The organism is Flavobacterium taihuense (assembly GCF_019351435.1).
GTDB classification, from domain to species: Bacteria; Bacteroidota; Bacteroidia; order Flavobacteriales; family Flavobacteriaceae; genus Flavobacterium; species Flavobacterium taihuense.
Genome location: NZ_JAHWYN010000009.1, coordinates 65,808 through 91,643, shown reverse-complemented (window position 1 = coordinate 91,643; position 25,836 = coordinate 65,808). Strand labels below are relative to the sequence as shown.

Sequence of the window (25,836 nt, the reverse complement as noted above, 5' to 3'; positions counted from 1 at the left end):
ACTGGAATATTTTTATTGAGAACTCTTTACAAAAGAAATTGGATTGATTTTGTATTAATGTTTTGGCGACATAAAAGAAATAATTTTTTTAATTCGGAATGGTTATCAAGCTACAATACGAGCATTTTGGTATTGAACTTGGTTCCATTATAAATGACCTGTACAATGTAGGTTCCGCTGGCCAGTATTTTATCGGTATTGAAACTCAAAATATCCCCATCTACAGCATAGGAATTTCCAAAAATTCTGGAACCCAACATCGTATAAATAGTCACGCCAATTGTACTATTTATAAAATTATAAAACTGAAGATTAATTTGATTGGTTGTTACTGGATTTGGAAAAATCTTCATGAAGTCTTCATTTGGATAATAAATGGATTTGTCTGTTTTAAAAATAGGCAATTTTTCAAATGACCCACCCAGCACCGCTTCCGACTGAGCTTCGCTCATGCACAACCAATCTTGCATAATCGTGGCATATATTTGTCTAAAATCATACTGAAAAGGAACTTGGTCATTAACTGTAACGGTTTGGGGTAAATCTGGTGAAGTACCAATCATACCCGAAATAGGATTTGGCGTTCCTTCTACAGTTCCTCTGCCAGTATTTAGCGCCGCTCCGAAAAAAAGTACGGGTGCTCCAGAACCATGATCGGTTCCAGAACTGTCGTTGCTCTTTATCCGGCGTCCAAATTCGCTAAACGTCATGCCGGTAACAATATCGGCTTTGCCCATCAGTTTTAAATCTTCCTGAAATGCACCTATGGCTTGGGAGAGGATGCTTAAATTTTCGGCTTGTTTGCCTAATTTTTTATCCGAATCCAAAACCTGATTTTCGTGACTGTCAAATCCTTTTGGGTGGTTCACAACATAGATGGGGGTTTGCAATCCGCCATTAATGAGTTTGGCAACAATTTTCAATTGATCGGCCAAACCATTTTTATTGGGATAAATTGGTGATTGCGGTTTAGGTACATTATATGCTTTTTGAATCGATTCTCTATAGGCATTACTTTGGTCTTTCATTAACCTCAAAAAAGTGAGTTCATGGCCATAATCGGAGTTGGGAGCTGGATCAGATGTGGCATTAATCACATTTAGTAAATCTTCAGGTCTAGGCACACTGTAGGCCATGTTTATTTTGGGACCTTGTAACGAAAAGGGTAATGTAGAGCCTATTTGTATGGCCAATGGATCTGGCATGTCGGCATTGGGATAAGCTGTTGGGAAGTTTGGGTATACAGTATCCAATGCCCTTCCTAACCATCCAGATTGTAACGATTCATCACTATCGGATGCAGTAAACCAAATGTCGGTTGCTCGAAAGTGGCTGTAACTTGGGTTGGGATAAGAGACCCCTTGAACAATAAGCATTTTGCCGTTGTTGTACAATTGTTGCATTTCCTTCATAGCAGGATGCAAACCGGTAGTTTCGTTATAATGCAAGGGCAAAACATCGGTTTCTTTCATTAAAATATTAGAACGGGCATTGGTCAATTCACTCCATTTGTCTCTGGGTAAAACGGTGTTTAAACCATCGTTCCCGCCATTCATTTGAATAATAACTAATATTTTTCCACATCCGGCGGCGGCTGTAGCTAGTAGTTGTAAACTTTGACTCTCGATTTGAGACGATGCCATAACCGGAATATGATTGAAGACCAAAGGAATTGTTGATGCAATAGCAGTTGTCTTTATAAATTTTCTTCTTTCCATTTTTTTATTTAGTTTCTAAGTTCCTAAGCTTCTGAGTTTCTAAGAATCGGGGTGTCTTAGCGACTTATAATCTTAGCCTCTATGGAGCTACATTAACTGATATTCAGCAAATTCAACAATAGTGAGCAATAAACTTCGTATTCTTGTTTTTACAATCTGTAGGTTCATATCTGTTGGGTCATTGATATAGGAACGCCAAGCACCCGACCAATAATAATCGGCATCCTGACCTGTTAACAAGGTTTGTTTCTTTATGGCATCTTTGGCACTTAGGCTAAAATCTATTGGCACTAAATAATGGATGCATTCGCTAACCAATAAGTTTGGATCTTCGCAAGTTGCATTTGGAAACTGTTTCACAAATGTCATAACATCGACTTCCATTCTTGTGGTCAATCCATTTTTTTCAATATCAAAACCATAAAATAAATATTCAATCAGGCCATAACGTCGTTGAATCGAATTGGAGTTAATCCAATATTCATGAAAAGAGGGTTTTTGGTAAAAGGCTTGCCAGCCCGCTACATTTGGAATTGATCCCATGGCTTGTTGCATATCGTACATGGCATAATTAAAGGTGTTCCAAAGATTATATTGTGCCTCATAATTGGTAGCATCTGCCACATTATAGTTGAGGTTGAACGTACGCATTGTGCCCACAATAACATCTAGGGGTGATTTGATGTAAACCCCACGATTGGCCATATCAAAAAAGTGTTCACTTTTGAATAATTTGTCCAAAACGGGTAGAATGTTCCAATTATTGGCTACAAAATGTTGTGCCAAAGGAACAATTACATTCGCTTCAATATTGGCATCAATGTCATAGTATACAAAGAAGCGATACAATCGGCGGCAAATGTATTCGGATACGACTTTTGATTTTGCGAAAATCATATCAATAAATAAATCCAATTCTGCCGCGCCAGTATTCGGAATCACGGTATTGTTGAAAAAGGATGAAAATTGTTTGCTGCCAGTAGCATGGATTTTGTCTACAAAATTAGTGGCTTCTGCTGTGGTATTTAAATTTTGTACTCTCCAGCCGGTAAGTACTTTGGCAGCTTGGATGACATCGGCTTCGGTGTATTGGCTGGCTTCTTCTTTGCCTAGTGTAAAAAGTTCCATGACTTCACGGGCAAAATTTTCATCCGGTGCTGATTTGGTATTGGCCTGATTGTTCAAATAAAACATCATCGCGGGTTGCGTAGCCATATTACGAATTAAGGATTTGTAATTCCCTGTCGCATTATCCCGAAACATTTTTATGTATTTGTAACAAATTCGTGCCGAATTGGTATTGCAAAACTCATTGGAAGATTGTTTTATGAACTCAAAATCAACAGGGATAAAATGATACCAAAAAAGTGTCATTTTTTCTCGAATGGTAATGTCTTGATTAAAAGTAAGTCCTAACCACCAAGAGCTTAAACCTGAAGTTCGATTTCCGTTGGTGTCACCCCCGATATCATTGGCTGCAAAAGCATCATTGGTCCAGTCGCTACCATAGGGAAGTCCATTCTCGTCTGGTTTTTCATTGTTGTAATGATTTACAGGAGGAGCGGGAGGTGTATTATCAACGGTTAAAATCAAGTTAACGGCTTGAGTCATGGAGATGCCCAATAAAGTATCAACATCCGATTTTTTGAATCCAAAACCTGTTCTTCTTAGTAAATGCAAAGCTTCAGAGGTTGACCATGTGCCCGTATAAGGTGCAAGACCGCTGGTAACATTAGTCACACGTTCAGTTTCTGGTCCAGATTTAGCGGTTAGGTCTTTTTTTGGATTTGTTAAAGAAGAATAGCGGCGTCCGTTGTATATTTTTCGAGAATATTTTTCGAAGAGAGGATCTTTTTCTTGGGCATTTACCAATAACTTTTTCAATAATTTGGTAAATAAGGCACGCCTAGTCACAGTAATGTTTCCCATAAAAAATGATTTCTAATTTTGATCGCCATAAACATAATGACTAAATACAAACGACAAATATATAGAAATAGGTATAAAAGGTGTAAAAATAACTGTATAACGCGTAATTTTACGTAGTACGTAAGAAAAAGACGTAATATTATTTTTTGGTTTTTATGAGCTGATTCTGAAGTGTTTTACTTAATTACTTCAATTAAACTTTTTTGGTCTTTTGTTTTTAAACGAGCTTGAAAATGAACTAAGTTATTTTCTTGCGTAAGATTAATTTCCAAAACTTCCAATGATTTAAAATGTTCTAAATTTTTGTTTTTACCAATAATATAATGCCATTCTTTAGGTTCAAGTTTGTTGAAATGTACTTGCAAATAGCCTATTTTCGGTTGGGAAGTTTGAAGATAATTATGCTTTGAAAGATTAGCCTCTAGTGTCAAAGCATTATTCCTAATAGAAGTTTTGGTTGGGGCCAAAGGGAAATTTACGAATATTTGATGGTTGTCGATTGCCTTTTTTGTTTTTAAGTAAGTGTAGACTTTTTGAGAATCTTTCGTTAGCATTGAGAAATAAAAGGAAGGTTCACGGCTGGTATGAACAATCACTTTTTTGATTGGATTAAAATCATCATCATAGTCGTAACTAATAGCCGAATCTTTCTTTTCGATTATTTCATTCAACACTAATTCAGTTTTGGTTGGTTCGTGAACAAAAACAGAATCCAAATCGAAACCAATTATTTTGTTGATTTGAATAGAATGAGGTTTGAGAATATTTAGATCATGAACCATTTCAAAATTAAAGCCAAAAGACAATAAAGCATTTGGGTTTTGCGAAAATGTGGTTTCTTTTTTATACTTCGATTTTAATTGTAGCTTCCCGTCGGCGACTACTTCTTGTTTTTCTAAAGTTATATTTATAATTCCATCTTCTTCAAGTAAACTATTTTTTTTGATCCAAAGCGTAATTGCATTGTTTGTATCAATCGTTTTTTCTGTTTTTTTAGCATCCAAAAAAAGTTTTTTCAAAAATAAATCTTCGGCTGTTTTCTCTGCAATTGCCTTTTGATTTTCAGGAATTTTCGAAATTAGAATTTGGTTCAAATGTTTTATAAACAAAAGTCTCATTGACTTGGAATAGTAGGAACTCATTCCGTTGTTGAGGTTTTCTTTAATGTAATGTGTTTTGATTACTTCTTGTTCAAATTCGGTTTCATTTTCAATTTTTGCAACTGTAAACCATTGGGTTATCGGTTGGTTTTTGAGATGAAAATAAGCAAAATAATCGGGTGTTTCAATGCCAAAATGGTAAAGATCCAGTTTCTTATTTATTCGAAAAGCAGTGGAACTCCATTGAGAAGGGGTCTTTAGAAAGGAAAAAACAAAATAATTCCGAACATTTTTCACATCAATCATCACAATTGCATCAGCATTTTGTGGGATATATTTTGCGTCAAATCTTTTATGAAACCCAAACCAATAAAGGATTGCCGTACTTCCAAAAGTGATAAGAAGCACGGCAATCTTAAAAGAAAAGCTTTTTATGGGCTTCATCAATTACTCCGTAACGGTTGTTTCTTTTTTGTTTTCTGCGTACAACTCATTAATGATATCAAAGAAGTATTGCAAACTATTTGCGTGTTCCCCTTTGATTGTATAAGTTGCTTCCGAGACAATAGCGCCATTTTTGAATTTAGATTCCATAGTGATTTCACCGGCATTTTTCAAGGCGATATCATAATAGTTGGTTTTAGCATCTTTGGTAAATTCTGCTTTAGAAGCAGTAATTATTTTTTGAAGATCAAACCAAGCAGCAGAATTATTTTTTGAAATGGATTTTTTGAAATCAGCTTGCAATGGCATTACTTTTTGTTGAATGAGGTTTTCAATGTTTTCCTTTGAAGTAGTTATCATAACCACACCATTTTTTAGACCAAGATATAAGTTTTCAAGCAGATTGTCTTTTTCAAAATGAATGGTATAATATCCATTCGTCAATTGATAGTCGGTAGTAGTAAATTTACTTTTATTTAAAGGAAGTCGCAATAGTTTGTTGATAAAAGACTCGTTTCGTGTATTCATAAGAAACGTGAAATTAGGTTGTATTTCCTCTTTGTTGCCTTTGGTTTCGATTTGCTCATAATTCTCATCATAATCAAAGGTAATGAAATCCCGCTGAACTTTTTTCAAATCGTGGAGTACAAAAAGAGCATTTCCGGGAATTAAATCTGAAATTGCTTTTTCGTCCAAAAACAGGGCAACTGCATCAATCAAAACATCGGCTTCGTTACCACTTGCGTCTTTACTGTAGGACTGGTAAACTGAATTTAAAGTGTTTTTTAATACTTTGTATTCATAGTTTATAATGGCCTGGGTGTCTACTGAAATTGAGTAATATCCCAACACATTATTACCAATATAATTCAATAGGTTTTTGTCAATTTTCGAATCACATATTTCCTGATATGATTTTTTGGTTTCTTCACTTTTAGGTGTCATTACTTGACTTAGTCGAATTCTGTCTTTTTCAAAATAACCATTGAGGTAGTAATTACTGTCTAAGATTCCATTCTTATAAATTCCCATTAAAGCGGAATTTCCTCCTGCAAAACTAGAGTAGAGTTGATTGGTTAATGCGTCCAAATCGGCGAAAATAAAAAAGTCTGATTTAGGGTTGTTGTTTTTAAAAATTGCTGAATTTGCTGCAACGGCTTCTGTTTTGGAATCAAAAGCTTCTTTGAAAATCGACTCAACAACGGGGCTGATTTTTAGTCTTTCTATCGAATCTGTTTTTTTTAATTCAAGTTCCAAAAGCTTTCTGTTGGTTTCTTCCAATTCAGCATTGGCTTTATCTTGGGCGGCATAAATTTCTTCTTCGGTAGGCTCGACAACTACAGGTTCTTCAATTATTTTTTTGGTTTTCTTTCCTTTCTCGCTTTTTCCTTTTTTGGAGTTTTCCTTTTTTTCCGGAATAGGTGTCGATTTTATTTCTTCGGGCACATTTGCTGGTGCTATTGTGTCATAGGTTACTGCTGCAGTGTCTACCAAAACGTCTGTTGTATCCATACTTGTTAGATCTGAGTATGGTTCAGTTTCGTTGTAAATGTTTTTATACGGTTTTATATAAGTGGCATTTACCATAATAGCAAATTTATCATTCCAAGCCAAATGATGATTTTTTGAAGTAGCAACACTATTATAAGTTCCTTGTTTTTTAACTTTAAAACTATCACCATATTTAGCTTGAACCAATTTTTCGAACAGGGCAGAATTATTTAGTGGAATTAGCACTACATAATTCATTACAGAGTCTTTGTTGATGTAGTATTGATATTGTTTGTTGGTTAAATCAATGCCTGTTTGACTTAAATCTTTTGGTAAAAACTTCAATTCTTTTTCTAACAATGCTTGCATCCAAGGATATTCCTGAATGGTTTTGATCGCCACTTTATCATTAAGGTTTTTGCCGTTAAAGCACAAAGCAAAAGGCGCATTTTCAGGAACTTTGTTGGCTAAATCTTGCGCATACATTGTCACAGAGATGCAAATGGCAAGGAATAAGAAATATTTTTTCATATTATTTTAATTGAGTGTAATTGTATTTTCTATTTTTTCGTTTCCGTTAATTACATTGATTACTGAGCCATTAAGTTTGATGGCTTTTTTGCTTTTGGACGCTATTGCGTTTTTATTGGAATACGATTTAATTGTCGAGTCAAATTTGTATACTGATGTGTATTTTGCAGTTTGAAAAACCTCTTTGTCAGCTTTCTCCAATTTGTCATAAAGGGCTTTTATGGGCACTTTTTGACTGCGAACAAATTTTTTATCGTTGAAGGTGAAATAGTCTGTAGCGATGTTTGGATCTATTTTTTTGCTGTTTTTTAGTTTTAAAAAAACAGCATTCAGATTACTTATTTTTTGAAAATCCAAATCAACCACAAAAATATAATTCGTTAAATCGATATTGGTTTTTATGTTTGAAATTCCAGTGGTGTTCTGTGCCAGAGCTACTAGTTTTGAAGCTTCTTTTTTAATTTCTTCTTTGGAAGGAATGGTATAGCCGTTAATTTTTTCCATTTTCAAAACCGAATTGATTTTCGTTTTACTTTGGCTAAAATTAATCACGAAATTAAAATGCCCTGACCCATCGTCTTTTATTCTTACTTCTTCAATGACTTCAAAGCAACTTTGAAACATAAAAACAAGACACAATAAGGGTATAAAATAAACTTTTTTCATGATTTAATTTGTTACAAGGTTTTAAGAGTAATACTTGTAATCAATGACGGTACAAAGAAAAGGATAAAAAATCTTTTTTAGATTTATTTAACACGTTTTTTATCCTATTTATTTGGTTTTAATCGTTTTGTTGGAGCTTTAAAAGTCAACTTTAACCATATAAAACCAAAAACACCGGATAAAAATGAAGCAATTAATATGGCAATTTTCGAATAAGTAATAACTTCTTCGCCATCATTCTTAAAAGCCAATAACGTAATGAAAATTGACATCGTAAATCCTATTCCCCCCAGCATTCCTGCTCCTATAATGTTTTTCCATTTTAGATCTTTGGGTAAAGTGCAAATTCCAAATGTAACTGCAAGAAATGAAAATAGCCAGATTCCTAGCGGTTTCCCCACGACAAGCCCCAAAATAATTCCAATTGAATTTTCATGACTCAATCCCTCATACCAGTTGCTATTAATGGCAATGCAGGTATTGGCAATAGCAAATAGAGGGAGGATAATAAAGGCTACAGGTTCATGCAGAAAATGTTGCAGCTTATAGGAAGCGCTATTTGTGCCACCATCTCCAAACGGAATTACAAAAGCCAATAGCACTCCTGTTATTGTCGCATGTACTCCAGAATTCAACATAAAATACCACATAAAAACACCACCAATTAAGTAAGGGGCAAGATGGTGCACTTTGCGTCTGTTTAAGATAAATAATAATCCCATAATAGCCAATGCAATCAGTAAATTATCAAATGCAATGGTTTGGGTATAAAATATGGCAATGACAAGTATTGCGCCCAAATCATCTATGACGGCAAGAGCTGTCAGGAATATTTTCAGCGAGGAGGGAATTCGATTACCTAATAATGACAAAACCCCAATTGCAAAAGCAATATCGGTGGCCATAGGAATTCCGGCTCCGTTTTGAGTCTGTGTTCCATAATTCAGTGCCAAAAAAATCCCTGCGGGTACAATCATTCCGCCTAAGGCTCCAAAAATAGGAAGAATTGCGTTTTTGATATTAGCCAATTCACCATGGTACATTTCACGTTCCAATTCCAATCCGATTAGTAAAAAGAAGATAGTCATTAATCCGTCATTGATCCAATGGGTGATTGAATGATGTCCAATTTCCGTATTCCAAAAAGCAATATATTCAATTTGAATCAATGAATTGGCCAATAATAATGAAACTACGGTTACAAAAAGAAGCAATAGTCCACTCGCTTTTTCGCTCTGAAAAAAATCAGTAAATGTGTTCGTTAATCTCATCTCTATGGTTCGATTTAAAATAGGAATGGCTAATTTAAGCATTGTAGGTTAATTATTCTAGGTTCAAACCTTAAACTGTAATTTTTTAATTAATTTTGAGATTCTAAATTACTAATTCACATCATGGACATCAAAATTCTTCATATTGACAGCAATCATCCCTTACTTTGGGAGCAATTGGAACAGGCTGGTTTTATCAATCATGCCGATTTTACTTCTTCTAAGCAAGAAATTGAAGCCAAAATTAAAGACTATCAAGGAATTGTAATTCGAAGTCGTTTTAAGATTGATAAACAATTTATCGATAAAGCTACAAATTTGCAATTTATCGCTAGAGTAGGGGCAGGTTTAGAAAGTATTGACTGTGATTATGCAACATCCAAGAATATTGCATTGATTGCCGCGCCCGAAGGAAACTGTAATGCTGTTGCCGAACATACTCTGGGAATGATATTGTCGTTGTTTAACAAATTGAATATTGCTGATCGCGAGATTCGGTCTGGTGAATGGAATAGGGAGAAAAATCGTGGATATGAACTAGACGGCAAAACGGTTGGAATTATTGGATATGGAAATATGGGAAAAGCTTTTGCCAAAAAACTTCGTGGTTTTGACGTGGAAGTATTGTGTTATGACATCAAAGAAAATGTTGGGGATGCCAATGCGAGACAAGTTTCATTAGAAGAGTTACAACAAAAAACCGATGTATTGAGTTTGCACATTCCTTGGACACCCGAAACCGATAAAATGGTGAATTCAGATTTCATTAATGCTTTCGCAAAAAATATTTGGATTATCAATACTTCAAGAGGAAAGAATATTATAACAGCCGATTTGGTTACCGCCATGCAATCCGGAAAAGTGCTGGGAGCTGGCCTAGACGTTTTAGAATACGAAAAACTATCTTTTGAAACACTCTTTCAAGACAAAAATACACCAGAAGCTTTTCAGTATTTATTGGATGGGAGGAAAGTGATTTTGACTCCCCATATAGCAGGCTGGACCTACGAAAGTCACGAACGTTTGGCGCAAGTGATTGTCGATAAAATTAAAGCATTGTACGTAAAAAATTAGTATTGTAAGATTTTTAACGCCCTAAAAAATAGGTTTTTGTGATATTTTTCATAATTTAGTCCATTAACAAACAAAAACTAAAGTATAAGTTATGGAAAACAAACCGGAAGAAACTTGGAACACACCAGTGAGCCCAATCCCAACCTTTAAAGTAGACCCTGTTGTGGTGTTAATTTTAAGTTTTTTGACCTGTGGATTGTATTTAATCTATTGGAATATAAAAGCTGCGGAGGTATTAAATGCAGTTTACGAAAAAGAAATTATTTCTCAACCTATTGCCATTTTTGCAGGTTGTTGTTATCCGGTAAATGCCTATTTCTTTTATTTGGTGGGTAAAGATGGTTTGCCAGCGGTTCATAAAAGAGTTGGATTGCCAATGAAGGACGATTCTGTGCTTTTATTAGTCTTAGGGTTGTTATTCCCAATGGTTGCAGCAATGATTGTGCAAAGCGAAATCAATAAATTGTATTCATAAAAAAATGAAACGAGATAGAAAAATATTCGGAATTATAGGGGCTGTTATAACTCTTGTAATTCCGTTTTTTTTAATGTTGCATAACCAGAACAATCATCTTGAAACGGATCAGTCTTTGTGTCCTTTCAAAATGCTTACTGGTTTCCCTTGTCCTGGCTGTGGGATAACCAAGTCATTGGTGTATTTTTATGAAGGGGATCTCTATAAAAGTTTGTATTATCATATTTTGGGTCCGTTCGTCGTTCTCTTTTGTGTAGTGACAATACTCGTCCTGTTAGCTGAATTGATTACTAAAAAGGATTATCTAAATGGAATTTTATACAATAAAAAACTAGCATACGTTCTAGCTTGCTTTTTGATTTTTTATCAAATCGTTAGAATAACCTATTTTGTAGAAAATAATACCTACGATTCAATTCTGAAAGAATCCATTTGGAAATAAACATAAAAAAAATCCCTTTTGGGATTTTTTTTTAATTCTAAATTCTTGACTCTATTTTCATCGCTGTAAATTCTGCAGTCTGTAATCTACTCTTCCTTATCGTTCAACTTTCGTTCCAATTCGGCTTGAAATTCTTCCATAACAGGTTTCATTGTGCTTTCAGGAATGTCCGCTATTCGAATGTACATTAATCCATCAATTGCATTATTGAATAATGGATCGACATTAAAAGCAACCAGTTTTGCGTTTTGTTTGATGTATTTTTTAATCAATACAGGAAGTCTCAAAATCCCCGGTTCCAATTCGTCAATAAGTTTATCAAATTTATTCAAATCAGCTTCTGCTTCATCAAAAATGAAATCCTTATCAGCATCTTTTAGTTTGACTTTGAACTCCTTTTTCGGGTGTACGTATTGCGCGATATAAGGATCGTAGTAGTGTGACTTCATGAATTCAATCATCAATGATTTAGAGAAATCTGAAAACTGATTACTGATACTCACGCCACCCAATAAATATTTATGTTCTGGATAATGTAAGGTGGTATGTATAATTCCTCTCCACAACAAGAATAACGGCATTGGTTTTTGTTGGTATTCCTTGATGATGAAAGCTCTACCCATATCGATAGACTTACTCATCATGTCATGCAATTCGGGTTCAAAACGGAAAAGCCCGTTCAGATAAAAACCTTCAATACCATATTTCGGAAAAATGTGAGATCCCAATCCCATACGGTAAGCCCCTGCAATTTGTTTGGTATCATCATCCCACAAAAAGAGGTGACGATAGTATTGATCGTATTTGTCAATGTCAATGGATTCGTTTGTTCCTTCACCCACTTCTCTAAAAGTAATCTCACGCAAACGACCAATTTCATGTAATATGTTTGGAATCTGTTTCGCCTCGGCAAAAAACACTTCGTAGTTTTTACTTTGTAAAAGGCGAAGATCTTTTGTTCTCAAAACGTCCACTTCGGCAATCATTTTTTCGGTACTGGCGGGAGTGACAATTTTTTTAGGGCTTTTGGTAGGAATCAAATTAGCCGTATTCAAAAAATTATTCTCTTTTTCAAAAGGATTGGCCAGCATATACGTTTTCTTTCTCAGGAATTCCGTGTAATCTTCAATCGATTCATGTTCGTTTTGTTCGGCAACCGAAATGGGTTTCCCAACACGCACTTTGATAATACGATCTTTCTGTGTGAGTAATTCCGATGGCAGCTTAGCTGTTCTCAACGTGTCATTTATTTTGGACAGAAAATAAAACAAACGACTGTTTTTGGCATGAAAGTAAATCGGAACTACAGGGACTTGTGCTTTTCGGATTACTTTGATAGCCCCTTCTTCCCAAGCTTTGTCAACCACCAGTTTTCCGTCTTTATAAGTAGAAACTTCACCAGCGGGAAACATTCCCAATGGCTTACCATCTCTTAAATGCCGCAAGGTTTCCTTGATTCCTACCACGCTAGACTTGGCGTCTTTGTGGTTTTCAAAAGGATTTACCGGCATAATATACGGTTTCATCGGGTCAATACGATGCAGTAAAAAATTGGCTATAATTTTAAAATTAGGTTCTCTTTCAAGCATTAATTTCAAAAGTAAAATGCCATCAATTCCCCCAAGAGGATGATTTGAAATTGTTATGTAGGCGCCATCTTTTGGTAATCGTTTAAAGTCTTCTTCGGGTATTTCAAACTTAATTTGAAACTCATCCAATATAGCATTCAAGAACGGCAACTCTTTCAAATGTTTGTTGCGGTCGTATATTTTGTTTAACGTTGAGATTTTCAAAACTTTCATTAACAACCAACCTGAAAAAGTACCGAAAACGCCGTACTTGTCCGTGTTTATTGTCTTTGCAACTTCTTTGGCGGTAACTAAACCCATTTATTTTTTCTTTTTTGAGCAAGACACAAAGATAGCAAAATACTCCATTTTTTTATGTTTTTTTTTGAATCAATCTTTTTACTTTTTACTACTTTTGGATTCCACAGAAAAAATAATATTCCGAGGTTCTAATAAAAAATGGGTTTTAAAGAACCTGTTTATTGTTAAAATTCATTTCGGATGTAACATAAACACTAGTTAAATGAAAATAATCTCATACAATGTAAACGGAATTCGAGCTGCTATTAACAAAGGATTTATAGAATGGCTGCAACATGCCAGTCCTGACGTCATTTGTTTGCAGGAAATCAAAGCGACAGAAGAGCAAATCCCGGTTGCTGATATTACCGCTGCGGGCTATCCATATCAATATTACTACCCTGCGACTAAAAAAGGATACAGTGGCGTTGCCATTCTTTCCAAAACAAAACCGAACAATGTAGTGTACGGAACCGGAATACAGCACATGGATTTTGAAGGGCGTAACCTTCGTGCCGATTTTGCTGACTGTTCCGTGATGAGTTTGTATCTGCCTTCGGGGACCAACGGAGATCGTCTAAGCCATAAGTTTATGTACATGGATGACTTTCAGTACTATATTGATCAACTCAAAAAAGAAATTCCCAATCTAATCATTTGTGGTGATTACAACATTTGCCATGAAGCAATTGATATTCATGATCCTGTACGAAACAAAAATGTGTCCGGTTTTTTGCCCGAAGAAAGAGCCTGGCTAGACAAGTTTATGAAATCCGGTTTTGTCGATAGTTTTCGCCATTTCAATAGCGAACCGCACCAGTATTCGTGGTGGAGTTACCGTGCCGGAGCCCGCGGAAATAACAAAGGTTGGCGTATCGATTACAATTTAGTGAGTGACTCTCTAAAACATAAACTCAAAAGAGCCGTTATACTGCCAGATGCCATGCATTCCGATCATTGTCCTGTTTTGGTGGAAATAGAGTAGAGGAAATTCAATATCAATAATAATCGCAATGACAATATCAATTTCAAAATAATAAAAGGGGTCAGGAGCTAATCCCGCTATTCGTTGCAATCTTTTTATTTTTTAAAGAAAAAAATAAAAAGGATTTCCACTTCTATCGGGGCTAGGGCATTACATTTTACAAGAACTTTTGACCTCAAATACTGCATATAAATATTTAAAAATTAACCCAAATGATTAAAAAAATTTCCGTCGGACTTTTAATTCTCGCACTGTCCAGCTCTTGTGTTTCCAAAAAAATCTATAATGATCTTGAAACCAAATTTGCCGATTTAAAAAAGGAAAACAGATCCATTGCTGATGAAAATGCAGCACTTTTGGCTTCCAAAAAACAACTGGAAACAGAGAAAGCAGCTTTGCAAACCAATCTGGATGATGTCAATTCCAATTTGGCCAAAGTCCAAGCCGATTATGCTGCCGCAAAAGACAAGATGAAAATAATGCAGGATTCCTACGCTGCTTTAGAGAAAAACAGCAATGAATCATTGGAAGCCAACATGAAAAAGAACCGTGAATTATTGGCACAACTGGACGCTAAAGCAAAAGCATTGGCATTGGAACAAGAAAAATTAAATGTAAGTAGCCAACGTTTAAAAGAGCTAGAAGATCTTATCGCTGCCAAAGAAGCCAGCATGAAAAAACTAAAAGAAACACTTTCTAAAGCGCTAAACGGTTTTGAAGGTAAAGGTTTAACAGTGGAACAAAAAAACGGAAAAGTATATGTTTCTATGGAAAATAAATTGCTTTTCAACTCCGGTAGTTGGGCAGTAGGTTCGGAAGGTAAAAAAGCAGTTGTTGAAGTAGGGAAAGTATTGGGTGACAACCCCGACATTTCTGTATTGATAGAAGGTCACACAGATAATGATCCGTACGAAGGCTCAGGACCAATAGCGGATAACTGGGATCTTTCGACCAAAAGAGCTACGGCGATTGTTACTATTTTGGGAGAAAATAAAAAAGTAAACAAACAAAATCTTACCGCTGCCGGAAGAAGTGAATACTCACCATTAGCAAGTAATGCTTCTGCCGACGGGAAAGCCAAAAATCGTCGAATCGAAATTATTTTAACTCCAAGATTGGACGAAATTTCAAAAATGTTGAATGATTTTTAAGAGTAAGACACTAAGTTACTAAGATACTAAGTAGCAAAGTTTAGAAAAGGTTCGCGTGAAAACGTCGAACCTTTTATGTTAATATTAGGAAATGTCAAACCAAAAAAGAAGAACTAATTTTTATCTTTGCTTTCAAAAAAACTTAGCAACTTAGTTTCTCTGAATCTTAGCCTCTTAAAAAAAAATGAAATACACTACTTTACCGAATACCGACATAGAAGTCAGCAAAATTTGCCTTGGAACAATGACTTTTGGGCAACAAAACACAGAATCTGAAGGACACGCCCAGATGGATTATGCACTTGAGAAGGGTGTTAACTTTTTTGACACTGCCGAAATGTATTCCATTCCAGGAAAGCAAGAAACCTACGGAAGCACTGAAAGAATCATTGGTTCTTGGTTCAAGAAGTCCGGAAAAAGAGAAGAAGTGGTTCTAGCATCAAAGATTGCCGGACCAAGTCCGATTTTTGGTTATATGCGTGAAAAATTGGATTTTTCCCCTGCAAGTCTTCAATATGCTTTGGATAATAGTTTACAGCGTCTTCAAACGGATTATTTGGACCTTTATCAATTGCATTGGCCGGAACGCAAAACCAATTTTTTTGGACAAAGGGGTTTCAAAGTGCAAGAGGATGATTGGGAAGACAATATCCATGCTGTTTTGGAAGCCTTGGATGGATTTGTCAAAGAGGGTAAAATCAAGCACATTGGAGTTTCCAATGAAAATCCTTGGGGAATGATGCGTTTTCTGGAAGAAAGCAAATACCATAATTTGCCAAGAATCAAAACGATTCAAAATCCGTATTCGTTACTGAATCGCCTTTTCGAAAATGCTTCAGCCGAAGTTTGTCTTCGCGAAAATGTGGGATTATTGGCGTATTCACCTTTGGCTTTTGGTGTTTTATCAGGTAAGTTTTTGACAGGCGAAAGTCATCCCAATGCACGATTGAGTTTGTTTCCTCAATATTCAAGATACAGTAGTGCCAAATGCACCGAGGCTACCCAATTATATCAAGAATTAGCACATAAAAACGGGTTGACTTTGACGCAATTGGCTTTGGCATTTGTGGAGCAACAACCCTTTTTGACCAGTACAATTATTGGTGCAACAACAATGGAACAACTGAAAGAAAATATTGACACCATTATTGTCACATTGACCGAAGATATTCTGAAAGAGATTGATGCTATCCAAGCTGTTATTCCAGATCCAGCACCTTAATCACTAAATGAAATAAATTAAAAAACCTGTCAGTTTTTGAATCTGACAGGTTTTTTGCTGTTTACAAATTATCTATGACCTGATCTTTAGGATAGCGAACTTTGTAACTTATCCTAATTTTCTTGGTTTCATTCGGTTTCATTTGCAATTGCCAAGAGAGAATTCCGGTTTCCAGATTTACTTTGGCATTATCACTTTGCAGTAATTCAACTTCAATATCTTTATTAGAACTCAACGGATATTGATCTTTCAATACCATTTCAATTGCTTCTTTCTTGTTGTTTCTAATAGTGATATCAAAGGTAAAAGTTTGCTCTTTTTTGGAAGATAAAAACTTGGTTCCCGATTGATCCACAACTTTCTCTCGTTTGATAGTCACTTTTTTATCACGGCCCATACTTAAACTCAAAGTGTCGCTGGTTTGGCTTGGTTCGATAAAAGTTTTGCCCACATACATGCCTTCAAAAATGATATTGGCTTCACCTCTCAACAAATTGTATTTGCTGTAATCGGCAATTTGAGCCAGTAAAAAAGCATCCTTGTCTGCTCTTGGCACTGCATAAAATTTATAGGATGCAGGAAGTTTGATTTCTTTTAGCGAAACGCTGTGCACTTTTCCATTTGATAAAATATCATAAGGGATGTCAATATCAAAGGAGACATTCAGTTGGTTTTCGAATACTGTGGTGTAGTTTGAAATAGATGATTCTGATTGCATAATTGGTTGTGCGTCCATTTCTTCGTTAGCAATTTGAACTCCTGCAACTCTTCCTTGTAATTGATTTGTTACTCCTTTTTTCTTAGAGCCATAGCCCATCACAACTACTTCTTGCAACCTTTCATTCGTTCTATAGTTCAAGAACCAGGAACTTAATAAAGGGGCTTGATTGTTCTGATTAGGTACGCCGCTAGACAAAGTTAGTTTTACTTTTTTCCAGTCGATTCCCGTATTTTGAATGACCTGCGCTTTGTACATCATGTTGATGGGTGCCGTTACACTCTCGGTACGAAGATCATAGAAAGGTGTCCATGAAGCATTATTCGACAAATAAGTAATGTCCAAAGGAACGGCTCCAGCCAAATTATTCATCACTTGAACAATCAATTTACCAGACGAGGTTTTCTCTTCTTTACTCGTATCTACTTCGAGTTTGTTGTTCAGTTTTTGAAGTATTTCATTCAGTTTTTGTTCTTTTTCGGTTAACGCATTTATGGTATTGGCGATTTCGGTCTGTTTGGCTTTGTAATAATCGACCATTTTCATTAATTCCATCACATTCAAACCCGAATTTACGCCTGAAACTTGTTGGTTTTTATCTAAAAGAGCCAGTGTTTTGGTTTCCGAGTTTTTGGCATTGCCTACTTTTAAAATCTCTTTTTGTACCAAAACAATGCTGTCTTTTACTTTTTTTAAGACGGGCGATTTTAAATCTATTTCATATTCCGAAACATAATCGTTGGTGAATTGAACAGAAAGTACAGTTACAGATGCAGGTGCGCCTATTTGCACTGAATTTTCATTTAGGTTAACCGCTACGTTTTTGATAACAATTTCACTCGTACCCATCGGTAGATTTACGTTGGTGGTTTGCGAAATTTCGGCAGCATTAAAATACACGGTTGCCGCTTTTACTTTTGCAGTTGTGAAAATTGGTTTTTGTGCGAAAGTAAAGGCTGTAGCCAATAAAAAGGCGAATAGTGTTGTTTTCTGAAACATAAGTTGTTATTTATTGTTTTAGTATGATATTAATTACAAATAACGTATTTTTCGAACCATATAAGTCATAGAAGCTAAAAATATTGACTTCAACTTAACTTATATGACTTATATGGTTAACAGTTTTTTTATCGTTCTACTGAATACCCTTTTGCTTTTGCCAAAGCGAGAATAGAAGTGTTTATAGCATTTCCTAAATCGTCTTTTGATTTAGTTTTTTTGCTTTCGGCATCGATATATTGTTGGCGTTTTTTAGCCAAATCGCCAATTTCTTTCTGAATGTTTTCTCTTTCTTTGGTTTTTTGAGTAACAATGACTTCCACTTCAGCTTCCGATTTGTTTTGAAGCTCCGCGGGTAATTCCTCTTTTTTAATTTTTGCAATCGCTTTGGGATCTTCTTTTACACGGTCAACTAAGTCCCAGCTTTCATTTTTATAGACTGCTTTCGATTTACTTACGGCACGCTCGGCATAATTTGCAGAGGAAACTCCTTGTGCATTTTTATCTTGCGTTTCTTGATTCATTTTTTTAGAAGAACCTTTTGCTCCATAGCCAATATAAGTGGTATTTATCTTTACATTGCATTTGGATATCTGATCGTCATAAGGCGTTGATACGTATTGTATTGAAAGATTAGAATCAATATTGAAGTATTTCCCTTTTCCATAATCGGCACCATCTTTCCAAAAGGTATTAATGCCTTCCATACTGCTTCCACAGAAAATAGTGTTCACATAAATATCGTTTTTCATTGCATCGCTTATGGCTTCTTTGTAGTTTATTCCACCTTGATTGAAAGCCTCATTTCCTGCAATGTAGATGAGTTTCATATTGCTGTTTGCTGCCCCCCATTGTAATTTCTGAGTTGCATCTTGAATTACCGCACCGCAGTATTCGTTACCCCCGTTGGTTCTTAAAGCAAATAATTTTTCGGAAATCAAGTCCAAGTCGGTGGTGAGAGGCGTTACTTGTCGAATGTAATTGGATTGTTGCGCTAATCCATCGTTGCCGTATTCATACAAAGCAATTTCGATATCGGGAGTTTTACCGGAATATTTAAGCGTAGTCAATGTGTTTACAATATTCCAAAGTCTCGATTTGGCTTGGTCGATTAATCCGTCCATACTTTTGGAAGTGTCCAATAAAAGGGCAACTTGAATTTTGTTGTTTTCTGATGTTTTTGGTTTTTCTGTTCCAATGTTTTTTATCGGTTTTGCATTAGAAGAATTACAGCTCGCGAAAGAGATTGTAGTTGCCAAAAGTGCTGAGATAAATAGAGTCGTTTTCATGATTTATAGTTTTTAAGGGTTGATTATAGACCAAACTTAAAAACTAAAAACACTGCTTTTTTGGACAAATGGTGAAACGTCCTTTTGACTTGGTGAAACGAGTTGTAAAAGGAGTTTAAAATACTTTACTTTACACAGTGGATTTTTTATAGTTGCTAAGAGGCTGTTTTACTAAGATTCTAAGTGTCTTAGAAACTTAAAAAACAAAATGCTGACTCTTAGCCCCGATTGCAGTGGAAATCCTTGTTTGCCGGTCCCGATAGCTATCGGGAGGCAAACAAGATTGTAACGTAAAGCGGGACTAATGCTGATAAAGAAGCCAAATCTTTCTGCTCCAAATTATTATTAATTCACTTAGAAACTTAAAAACAAAAAATGCGTTTACTAACTATATATTTCATCTTCCTTCTTACGCTGCTGGTTCCCATCGGAACAATGGCTCAGGATTCTTTGTATAAAAGTAAATCGATGCCCGCGTCTAAAATAAGTAAGGTCTCTAAAGATTTAAAAATGTCTTTGGAGGTAAATGATGAAGCCCAAATTGCCCAAAATTATGAACGATTGGCCAATGAGTTTGTCAATAAAGGTGATAATGCCAAAGCCGAGGAATATTTTAAAAAAGCGATTGCCAGCTACACCAAATTAAAGCTTTCGGAGGACAAAACCCGCGTGACCAGAAGCCTTGCCAAAGTGCAGGAATCGCAGAAAGACTATAAATCGGCGATTAAGAGTTATGAAGTGGCGGGTGAAATATCGGAAGATAAAAGCCTAGAAAAAATCAATTCGAATGATGCTAATCGCTTGCGTTCTGTGGCGAGTCCAGCGGTTCAGGAAAGTTATGTTAATTCGAATATTGAGTTGCTCAAAAAGGAAAATAAAGAAGAAGAAGTTGCAGCAGCCTATGTCCAAAAAGCCGAAAATTCTTTGAAACAAAAAAACAAGGAAGTTGCTATAGAAAGTTATAATCAGGCGCTCACTTACGCAAAAGGAAAGCCGGCAACGATCATCAAAATCAATAATGAAATTGCAAAGGTTTACGCTTCGGACAACCAGTTTGACAAGGCAATTGGCATTAATGAAAAACTATTGGCTGATGCCAAAACCAAGCAAGATTTCAATACTCAAATTAAACAATTGCAGTCATTATCGGTTCTTTATTTTAAAAAGGAAGATCCGAATAAAGCGATTACAGCTTTGAAAGAAGCCTTTGCTTTGGCAATGCAAAAGGGGAATTCAGCCGAAGCCAAAAAGAGCCTGATTTCCTTAACTCAGTATTACAATGAAAAAGGAAATAACAAAGAAAGTTTGGTTTTGTACGACCAATTTCTTCAAAATTTTGACCAATTAGTGCAATCCGATACGACTTTGATTGACACAAAAGCGTTTCAGGTCAGCGAAGATAAAATTCGTCAATTGGAAAAAGAGAAATCATTGAAAGACGAACTAATCACTAAGACAAATACTTTCAATTACTTTCTTTTGGGTTCGATAGGATTACTTTTAATGTTGTTTCTGTGGATTGTAAAATCGCTTTTTTCCATTAAAACAAAAAACAAAGAAATCGCATTGCAATCGTTGCGACGCGAAATGAATCCGCATTTTATTTTCAACAGTCTCAATAGCGTGAACCAGTTTATAGCAGAAAATAAGGAACGGGAAGCCAATAAATACTTGACTTCGTACTCAAATTTGATGCGAAATACGATGGAGAATTCCAATAAGGATTTCATTACATTGGATAATGAATTGGAACAATTGAAAAAGTATTTGGAATTGGAACATTTGCGTTTTCAGGATAAGTTTGATTTTAAAATCACTGTTGACCCTGAATTGGATGCCGAAGGAACGATGGTTCCCAATATGATTATTCAGCCTCATTTGGAGAATGCTATTTGGCACGGATTACGTTATTTGGATGCTAAAGGACTATTGCAATTGCAAGTTCAGTTAAACAACGGAAAAGTGGTAATTCGTATTGAAGACAACGGCATTGGTTTGACTAAAAGCCAAGAGCTGAAAACAAGCAATCAAAAAGTGCATGAATCAAGGGGAATGAGCAATACGAAAGAGCGTATTAGTTTGCTCAATGAGCTGTATAAAAAGAACATTACTTTTCAAATTACTGAGAAAGCCTTTCCGGAAACGGGAACTACAGTCGAAATTGTTTTTCCATTAATTGATAAAATAGGATGAATTTTCAAAAGATAAAAAGCGTTATCGTCGAAGACGAATTGGCAGCTCGCGAAGTGCTCAAGAATTATTTGAGTAAATATTGCCCGCAAATTGAGGTTATTGGCGAAGCCCAAAACATTAAGGAAGCCGTTCCGCTTTTGCACGAATTACAACCACAGTTGGTTTTTTTGGATGTGGAAATGCCTTTTGGAAATGCTTTTGATGTGCTTGAAGCCTGCAAAGATTTGCATTTTGAAACTATTTTTGTAACGGCTTTCTCGGAGTATTCTTTGAAAGCCTTGAATCAAAGCGCGGCTTATTATTTGCTGAAACCAATTAGCATTGAAGAATTGATTGTAGCGGTGAACAAAGTGCATCACCAAATTCTTAATCATGAAATTTTTAATAGAAATAAAATAATAGTTGCCAATTTTCAGGAACCCAAACCCGAAAAGCAACAGGTAATTCTGCCAACATTGGAAGGTTTTGAAGTCGTAAAAATGGAGGAAATTATTCGTCTTCGTGGCAACGGTAATTTCACCGACCTGTATCTCCATAATGGAAAAAAGAAAATGGCGTGTCGTTTTTTGAAGCATTTTTCCGAAATCTTGCCTTTGCCTTTTATCAGAGTTCATAAATCCCATATCATCAATTTAAATTGCGTGAAATCGTATAATAAAGGCGGAATTATTACGCTAAATGACGCTACCGAAATTGAGGTATCCCCAACGTATAAAGAGGATTTTTTGAAGAATTTTAAGTAATTGGGTTAAATTTTTTTTAGAGATAGTTTAAAAATCAAACTCTTCTTTTACCGATGTTGAATCAATAACAGTTGTATCTTTTACTTTGATATTCAATAAAGAATGCGCACGACCGGAAAGTGTTATTGGAGCGGACAGCCCAATAGTGTCTTCGGGTACCAATAAACCGCGACGAAACATAAGGTTTCTCAAGAAAGTTTGTTGCTTAGTAGCGTAGGCTTTTTGCAAACCTTCCTGATCAAATTGCCACATGAATTTTTTAGGTTTTGGGATTATCGTAGCTAGGAATAAACATTCTTGTACATTCAGATCCGCGGGTCTTTTTTGGAAGTAGAATTCGGCAGCTTCGCCAATTCCATATACGTTTGGACCCCATTCGATAATATTGAAATAAACCTCAAGCATACGCTGTTTGCTCGTGATTCGGTTGTTTTCTATGATGTACACCAACAGAATTTCTTCCAATTTTCTCGACAAGGTTTTTTCTCGGGTAAGGAATACATTTTTGACCAATTGCATGCTTATGGTACTCGCGCCACGAGAGAATTTTTTGGTACGAATATTTTTCAGAATAGATTGTTTGAAGGCTTCGTTTATAAAACCGTGATGCGACATAAAAGAAGGATCTTCGGAAGTTAAAACACATTTTTGCAAGTAAGGAGATATTTGATCCAAAGGAGTGTAATACGGATTGCTTGCCCCAACAAAAACAGGGCGTTGCAGAACACCTTTGTCAATGGCTCGATAAGTAAATTCTCCGTTTAATTTGGCTAGGTCTATATTTCCGTATTTGGTTATGTTTAGATTTTGTTTGTTTATGTTGCTTTTGAAAATAATGGTATTTGGTCTGTTTTTATTAAACATGAAATCCAATTTATAATCAAAATCACCGGTGGCTTCCATACCTTGAAAATGGGTAAACAATCCATCGGGAAGGGAAACGATGAAATCTTGCGCCTTCATTTTTGGGATGGTGACTTTGAGTTTATAAACCGTATCTTTTTCGGTGTTATAGGATAGGTAAGGGTTAAATTTAATTTTATTGAATTGAATTGTCGAACTGCTGTCGATAGAAATAAAATCAGAACCCAATAAGAAGCGATAATCAAATCTTGCGTTTTTGATGACAACATCTTTATTGGCGATTCTTTTGTGGTTCATTTTCAAGTTTGTAATCGAAGTGTAACCGTCCAAGTGTAATTCACCACCACTCATATCAATATTTTGAACATTGAATCGAATGGAGTCAAAACTGGCTTTTAGGTTATAACGTTCGTCAAAATAAGGAACTTTGATTGCTCCTGTATCAATATTGAAAAAGCGTAAATCTCCCTTTTTGTTTCTTGGGTCAGCAATTCCATTGATTCTCCATCGTTGCGCAAAAGTATTGGTCTGAACCTCGATGGATGATTCTAGTTTGGTTTGATATAAAGTTAGTTTTTTGAAGTCTACGGTTGCTTTTTTACCATTATCATCCAGTTTGAACACTAAATTTTCCAGCGTCATATCTGTTGGGACTAAATTGAGAACTTTGGAGACAATACGATAGGCAAATTCGGCGTAATCTCTTTTTTTATTTGTTTTGGGTTCGTTTTTGTCTCTTTTTAAAAATGCACCAAAGTTTTTGATTTTTCCTTTTTTGGTTAACTGAACATAACCATTTTTTATTTCAAGAGTTCCGAGTTGAAGATCGCCAATTAGCAATCGCCATAAATTGATACTTGTTTTTATTTTTTGAATTTTAAAAATAGTATCTAGGTTTTTTGGTGCCAGAGTAATTTCGTCCAATTCTATGCCTGAAACACCGTCAAAAGAAGCTTTTTTGATGGCAAACTCACTATTGTATTCTAGTTTCATAGTTGTTGAAACTTTATCGATGGCTTGATCCAAAAGTTCGTCTCTAAACACGAGAAAGCCTATTAGTAGAACAGCAATAACGATTCCAAGTATTTTGGAAGCCAATAGTAACTTTTGTTTGTTAGTTCTCATGTGTGAAATAGAAAGAATTTTTTTATAATTTTATATAAGATATCTTAATGAGCTGATTCTGGAAGTAAAAAAACATAAACGGATGAATGCTAATTTTTTTAACACAGATTTACAAATTTAAAAAAATTAATCTGAGCGAATTTGTAAAATCTCTGTTAAACTTATTGCTCGCTTTTACCCAAACAATTGGCTGGCTACATCTTCGATTTTGGCAACCAACTGGATTTTTATCCCTGTGTTTTTTAAAGCGATTTTATTGTATTTGGATACAAAAATAGTCGAAAATCCCAATTTTTCAGCTTCTTGAATGCGCTGGTCCACTCGGTTCACAGGACGAATTTCACCCGAAAGCCCAACTTCGCCGGCAAAACAAAAATCTTTGTTGACCGGAATGTCTTCATTTGATGATAAAATGGCGGCCACTACTGCCAAATCTATGGCTGGATCATCCACCGAAATTCCGCCAGTTACATTCAGGAAAACGTCTTTGGCGCCAAGCCTAAAGCCTGCTCTTTTTTCCAAAACAGCCAAAATCATATTCAGTCTTTTGGCGTTGTAACCCGTGGTGCTTCGTTGCGGAGTCCCATAAACAGCGGTACTTACCAGGGATTGTATTTCAATCATCAAGGGGCGCATGCCTTCAAGCGTGGTGGCAATTGCTGTTCCTGACAATTCTTCGTCTTTGTGCGAAATTAATATTTCGGATGGATTGGATACTTCACGTAATCCACTTCCAAGCATTTCGTAAATACCAATTTCGGCAGTTGATCCAAAGCGGTTTTTTAGAGAACGCAAAATACGATAGACATGGTTGCGGTCTCCTTCAAATTGAAGCACGGTATCAACCATGTGTTCCAATATTTTTGGACCTGCAATAGTTCCGTCTTTGGTAATATGTCCAATCAAGATAACTGGTATATTGGTTTCTTTGGCAAATTTGATTAATTCGGCTGTGGTTTCCCGTATTTGGGAAATACTCCCGGCAGTGGATTCAATATAATCGGTATGTAAAGTCTGAATCGAATCGATTATGACAATTTCAGGCTGAATGGCTTCAATCTGTTTGAAGATATTCTGGGTTTTAGTTTCGGTAAGAATAAAGCAGTTGTCGCCATTTGGAGTAATACGTTCTGCACGCATCTTGATTTGCTTTTGGCTTTCCTCACCAGAAACGTATAAAGTTTTGTAAGGCAGTTTCAAAGAAATTTGTAATAAAAGCGTACTCTTACCAATTCCAGGTTCACCGCCTAAAAGGATTAGAGAACCAGGAACGATTCCGCCACCCAAGACTCTATTTAGTTCGTTATCGGTAGTATCGAGTCGGATTTCTTCGGTACTGTCAATTTCATTGATCCGTAACGGTTTTGGTGCTTTACTGGTAGTAGATGGCTCACTTTTCCATGCGACCTTTTCCTGTTTTTGTATAATTTCCTCAGCAATAGTATTCCATTCTTTGCAGGAATTGCACTGTCCTTGCCATTTGGCATATTGTGCACCACAATTCTGGCAAAAAAAAGTTGTTTTTACTTTGGCCATTA

General features: G+C 35.7%; 19 protein-coding genes. 8 read left to right on the top strand and 11 right to left on the bottom strand.

The genetic code is table 11. From position 1 onward, the window contains the following. Positions 1-110: 110 nt before the first annotated feature. The 6 genes from KZH69_RS11715 to nhaA all read right to left on the bottom strand — a co-directional run bounded on the left by KZH69_RS11715 (position 111) and on the right by nhaA (position 9,150). Positions 111-1,718, bottom strand: coding sequence for a DUF1501 domain-containing protein (locus KZH69_RS11715; protein ID WP_219317635.1), 1,608 nt, complete (start codon positions 1,716-1,718; stop codon positions 111-113). A gap of 87 nt (positions 1,719-1,805) precedes the next feature. Then, complete coding sequence (locus tag KZH69_RS11710; protein WP_219317634.1) at positions 1,806-3,647, bottom strand: DUF1800 domain-containing protein; 1,842 nt, start codon at positions 3,645-3,647, stop codon at positions 1,806-1,808. A 176-nt stretch (positions 3,648-3,823) separates the two neighbouring features. After that, positions 3,824-5,191, bottom strand: coding sequence for a hypothetical protein (locus KZH69_RS11705; protein WP_219317633.1), 1,368 nt, complete (start codon positions 5,189-5,191; stop codon positions 3,824-3,826). A gap of 3 nt (positions 5,192-5,194) precedes the next feature. Then, on the bottom strand, positions 5,195-7,213 hold the full coding sequence (locus KZH69_RS11700) for a hypothetical protein (protein ID WP_219317632.1): 2,019 nt from the start codon (positions 7,211-7,213) through the stop codon (positions 5,195-5,197). Positions 7,214-7,219: 6 nt separating this feature from the next. Further along, positions 7,220-7,879: a hypothetical protein gene (locus KZH69_RS11695; RefSeq protein WP_219317631.1), complete on the bottom strand. Its 660-nt coding sequence runs from the start codon at positions 7,877-7,879 to the stop codon at positions 7,220-7,222. 104 nt (positions 7,880-7,983) lie between these two features. Beyond that, positions 7,984-9,150 carry a Na+/H+ antiporter NhaA gene (gene nhaA / locus KZH69_RS11690; protein WP_219317630.1) on the bottom strand — a complete coding sequence of 389 codons (1,167 nt, stop codon included), beginning with the start codon at positions 9,148-9,150 and terminating at the stop codon, positions 7,984-7,986. A gap of 123 nt (positions 9,151-9,273) precedes the next feature. Between nhaA and KZH69_RS11685 the strand changes: the two genes are divergently transcribed. From KZH69_RS11685 to KZH69_RS11675, 3 genes are all read left to right on the top strand, one after another. Continuing rightward, on the top strand, positions 9,274-10,224 hold the full coding sequence (locus KZH69_RS11685) for a 2-hydroxyacid dehydrogenase (RefSeq protein ID WP_219317629.1): 951 nt from the start codon (positions 9,274-9,276) through the stop codon (positions 10,222-10,224). Positions 10,225-10,315: 91 nt separating this feature from the next. Next, positions 10,316-10,699: a DUF4234 domain-containing protein gene (locus tag KZH69_RS11680; RefSeq protein ID WP_219317628.1), complete on the top strand. Its 384-nt coding sequence runs from the start codon at positions 10,316-10,318 to the stop codon at positions 10,697-10,699. Between the two features lie 4 nt (positions 10,700-10,703). Further along, the gene (locus KZH69_RS11675; RefSeq protein ID WP_219317627.1) at positions 10,704-11,141 is read left to right on the top strand and encodes a DUF2752 domain-containing protein; all 438 of its coding nucleotides are present in this window, start codon (positions 10,704-10,706) and stop codon (positions 11,139-11,141) included. A gap of 86 nt (positions 11,142-11,227) precedes the next feature. On the opposite strand, the gene KZH69_RS11670 is transcribed toward KZH69_RS11675, so the two are convergent. Further along, positions 11,228-13,030, bottom strand: coding sequence for a GNAT family N-acyltransferase (locus KZH69_RS11670; protein ID WP_219317626.1), 1,803 nt, complete (start codon positions 13,028-13,030; stop codon positions 11,228-11,230). A gap of 202 nt (positions 13,031-13,232) precedes the next feature. On the opposite strand from KZH69_RS11670, the gene KZH69_RS11665 reads away from it, so the two are divergent. The 3 genes from KZH69_RS11665 to KZH69_RS11655 all read left to right on the top strand — a co-directional run bounded on the left by KZH69_RS11665 (position 13,233) and on the right by KZH69_RS11655 (position 16,367). Next, the gene (locus KZH69_RS11665) at positions 13,233-13,994 is read left to right on the top strand and encodes an exodeoxyribonuclease III (protein ID WP_219317625.1); all 762 of its coding nucleotides are present in this window, start codon (positions 13,233-13,235) and stop codon (positions 13,992-13,994) included. Positions 13,995-14,206: 212 nt separating this feature from the next. Then, the gene (locus tag KZH69_RS11660; protein ID WP_219317624.1) at positions 14,207-15,145 is read left to right on the top strand and encodes an OmpA family protein; all 939 of its coding nucleotides are present in this window, start codon (positions 14,207-14,209) and stop codon (positions 15,143-15,145) included. 184 nt (positions 15,146-15,329) lie between these two features. Further along, positions 15,330-16,367, top strand: coding sequence for an aldo/keto reductase (locus tag KZH69_RS11655; protein WP_219317623.1), 1,038 nt, complete (start codon positions 15,330-15,332; stop codon positions 16,365-16,367). Between the two features lie 61 nt (positions 16,368-16,428). Here KZH69_RS11655 and KZH69_RS11650 read toward each other — a convergent pair whose 3' ends face one another. Both KZH69_RS11650 and KZH69_RS11645 read right to left on the bottom strand, forming a co-directional pair. Beyond that, positions 16,429-18,084: a DUF4139 domain-containing protein gene (locus KZH69_RS11650; protein ID WP_219317622.1), complete on the bottom strand. Its 1,656-nt coding sequence runs from the start codon at positions 18,082-18,084 to the stop codon at positions 16,429-16,431. Between the two features lie 128 nt (positions 18,085-18,212). Next, the gene (locus KZH69_RS11645; protein WP_219317621.1) at positions 18,213-19,373 is read right to left on the bottom strand and encodes a vWA domain-containing protein; all 1,161 of its coding nucleotides are present in this window, start codon (positions 19,371-19,373) and stop codon (positions 18,213-18,215) included. 375 nt (positions 19,374-19,748) lie between these two features. Between KZH69_RS11645 and KZH69_RS11640 the strand changes: the two genes are divergently transcribed. After that, complete coding sequence (locus KZH69_RS11640; RefSeq protein WP_219317620.1) at positions 19,749-21,566, top strand: tetratricopeptide repeat-containing sensor histidine kinase; 1,818 nt, start codon at positions 19,749-19,751, stop codon at positions 21,564-21,566. Continuing rightward, the gene (locus tag KZH69_RS11635; RefSeq protein ID WP_219317619.1) at positions 21,563-22,309 is read left to right on the top strand and encodes a LytR/AlgR family response regulator transcription factor; all 747 of its coding nucleotides are present in this window, start codon (positions 21,563-21,565) and stop codon (positions 22,307-22,309) included. Before KZH69_RS11640 ends, KZH69_RS11635 begins: the two co-directional genes overlap by 4 nt. 27 nt (positions 22,310-22,336) lie before the next feature. On the opposite strand, the gene KZH69_RS11630 is transcribed toward KZH69_RS11635, so the two are convergent. Both KZH69_RS11630 and radA read right to left on the bottom strand, forming a co-directional pair. Continuing rightward, the gene (locus KZH69_RS11630; RefSeq protein ID WP_219317618.1) at positions 22,337-24,298 is read right to left on the bottom strand and encodes a transglycosylase domain-containing protein; all 1,962 of its coding nucleotides are present in this window, start codon (positions 24,296-24,298) and stop codon (positions 22,337-22,339) included. A 174-nt stretch (positions 24,299-24,472) separates the two neighbouring features. Continuing rightward, positions 24,473-25,834 carry a DNA repair protein RadA gene (gene radA, locus KZH69_RS11625; RefSeq protein ID WP_219317617.1) on the bottom strand — a complete coding sequence of 454 codons (1,362 nt, stop codon included), beginning with the start codon at positions 25,832-25,834 and terminating at the stop codon, positions 24,473-24,475. Positions 25,835-25,836 lie beyond the last annotated feature (2 nt).